The sequence below is a fragment of the Paraburkholderia sp. RL18-101-BIB-B genome (assembly GCF_046026985.1).
GTDB lineage: Bacteria > Pseudomonadota > Gammaproteobacteria > Burkholderiales > Burkholderiaceae > Paraburkholderia.
Genome location: NZ_JARESV010000137.1, coordinates 1 through 2140 on the forward strand (window position 1 = coordinate 1; position 2140 = coordinate 2140).

Consider the following 2140-nt stretch of genomic DNA (forward strand, 5'->3'; position numbering starts at 1 on the left):
CTTGCATGCAGTACACATCTCATCGGGCAGCGCCTGCTTGTCTATATGAATGCGGACGATATGAGGAGTGTTCGCGCGTTTCTAGCCGACGGATCAGAACTCGGCGTCCTCAACGCGCAGGGAGCATGGCGTGTCATGCCACACACCTTGACGCTACGCCGGAAAATCCTCAAAGAGAAAGCCAATCGGGGATCGTTGGCGTCCGCGTCCGCAAATCCCATTGAAGACTATTTGAACGTCAAGCTGGCGCAGGCAAAGAAGAAACGTAAGGTCGCATCGGATTTGTCGCAGGCCGTGCGCATCCTGTCCGCCGCGCCTACTGTTCGGACGCCCGTCGGACTGCCGAAAGCCGCTTTACCTGCAGCGAAACGCGATACGGAATCTAAGCCTAACGGCGTTTCTGATCAAGGCCCACCACCTGTATTGAGCACGCCAGTCCGTCCGCGCAGGCTCACGATCGGCACGGGTCAGGTCTATTAACCTTGTTCCAGATGGGAGGCATCATGTCGCTCGAGATACCGCGTCCGGTCGATCCGTCACTGCATCCGTTGATGACGGGAAACTACAGGATTGCGACCCCAGCAATCGAGGAGTTTTACGAACTGGTCGCGCGATGTCTGCGCTACCGGGTCATGGGCGCGCTCACCTATGGCCCGTCGCGGATTGGCAAGACTCGGGCGATCGAATACGTGCGACTGCTCATTGCACGAAACTATCCTGGGATGACGAGCTACCACGCGCAGTGCGAGCACAAGCCTCGGCATGCGGAAGGACCGTTCTTCGCGAACCTGTTGGAGGCAGTCGGAGACCCCGATCCTAACGCGGGTTCCAACACCTCCAAGCGGATGCGGCTGGCGTTGAGAATTCGGGAGGCAGCCGCCAGGGCGGGTAGTGGGGTGGTTCTATGGTTTTGCGATGAGGCTCAACGATATGACGACAACGAGTATGAATGGCTGCGCGACGTACATGACACACTCGACAGGCAGCAGATCAAGCTCTTCACATTCCTCGTCGGTCAGCAGGAGTTGCTCGCGCAGAAGACTGCGCTGCAGGTCGCGGGCAAGACCCAGATCGTCGCGCGTCTGATGGTCGAAGATCTCGCGTTCTACGGCATTCGCAACGCTCAGGATGTAGCGACGTGTCTCAATGGCTACGATCAGACTGCATATCCGGAGAGAAGTCACTGGAGCTTCACGCGCTTCTATGTCCCTCAGGCGTTTGATGCCGGTTACAGGCTGGTCAATGACGCCGGTAAACTATGGGAAGCTTTCGAGGCGGCCCACCACAAGGCCAGTCTCCCGGGTCAACTGGAGATCCCGATGGAATCATTCGCGCGCGCTGTCGAGATTGTGCTTAAGGATAGCGAACTTAGAGATGCTCGGGGGTACGGTCCAGAAACTGTGCTATGGCAACACGCGGTCAGGCACTGCGGTTATGTCCAGTCACGCCATGCTACGGGGCGCGTGCTCGCTTCAGCAGCGTAGAGCAATGACCCTGACGGAACCCCGATTCCCGATCCTGACGCTGGAAGAAGGCAGTTTGACGCCATCGCTGGGCTATCTGTTCGACAGGAAGTGGCTTTACCCGTATGAGTCGCTGATTTCGATCCTGTGGAAATTCGAGAAAGCCAATGCACTATCGGGAAACGTCGTAGCGCGGCTGTTGGGCCCGGACGTCGACCCCTATGAAGGGCTCGTGCCACGTGTGGGTGTCATCGATATTGATCGGCTGCGTGCGAACCTGCAGGTATCCAGGCGGTCGATGCGAACGGCATTGATACAGGATGAGGTTCGACCGCGATGGAGCACGTCGTTCCGCTTCTGTCGACTGTGTCTTGGTTATGGCTACCACAGCATCCTCCATCAGTCCGAGAGTCTGAATGTGTGCCCCGCACATCACTGTGCTGTGGAGTCGGCATGTCGCCGCTGCGGCCATGAGATACCGTATCGAATTAACGTCCAGCTTCTTGAGGCGCAATATCGCTGCGCCAACTGTCTTGCATCGTACCCGAATGTTTACTGGACGCCTTCCCGAGCGCGACCGATGAAGCCAGGACACTGCAAGGCATTTACGCGTCGGTACATGGATCGCCGGCGAGGGTGATTCCGCTATATCCACGGCGCTTCTGGCTGTTTTCCAA

At 57.7% G+C, this 2140-nt stretch carries 2 protein-coding genes and 1 pseudogene; all 3 read left to right on the top strand.

Features of this window, described 5'->3' with window-relative positions; translation table 11 throughout:
• Nucleotides 1-480 (top strand): annotated as a pseudogene (locus P0D73_RS46255) (integrase); the annotation flags it as partial.
• A gap of 23 nt (nucleotides 481-503) precedes the next feature.
• Complete coding sequence (locus P0D73_RS46260) at nucleotides 504-1484, top strand: AAA family ATPase (protein ID WP_408436426.1); 981 nt, start codon at nucleotides 504-506, stop codon at nucleotides 1482-1484.
• Nucleotides 1485-1488: 4 nt separating this feature from the next.
• Entirely contained in the window at nucleotides 1489-2103 is a 615-nt protein-coding gene (locus P0D73_RS46265) for a TniQ family protein (protein ID WP_408288011.1), read from the top strand.
• The last annotated feature ends 37 nt before the right edge of the window (nucleotides 2104-2140 follow it).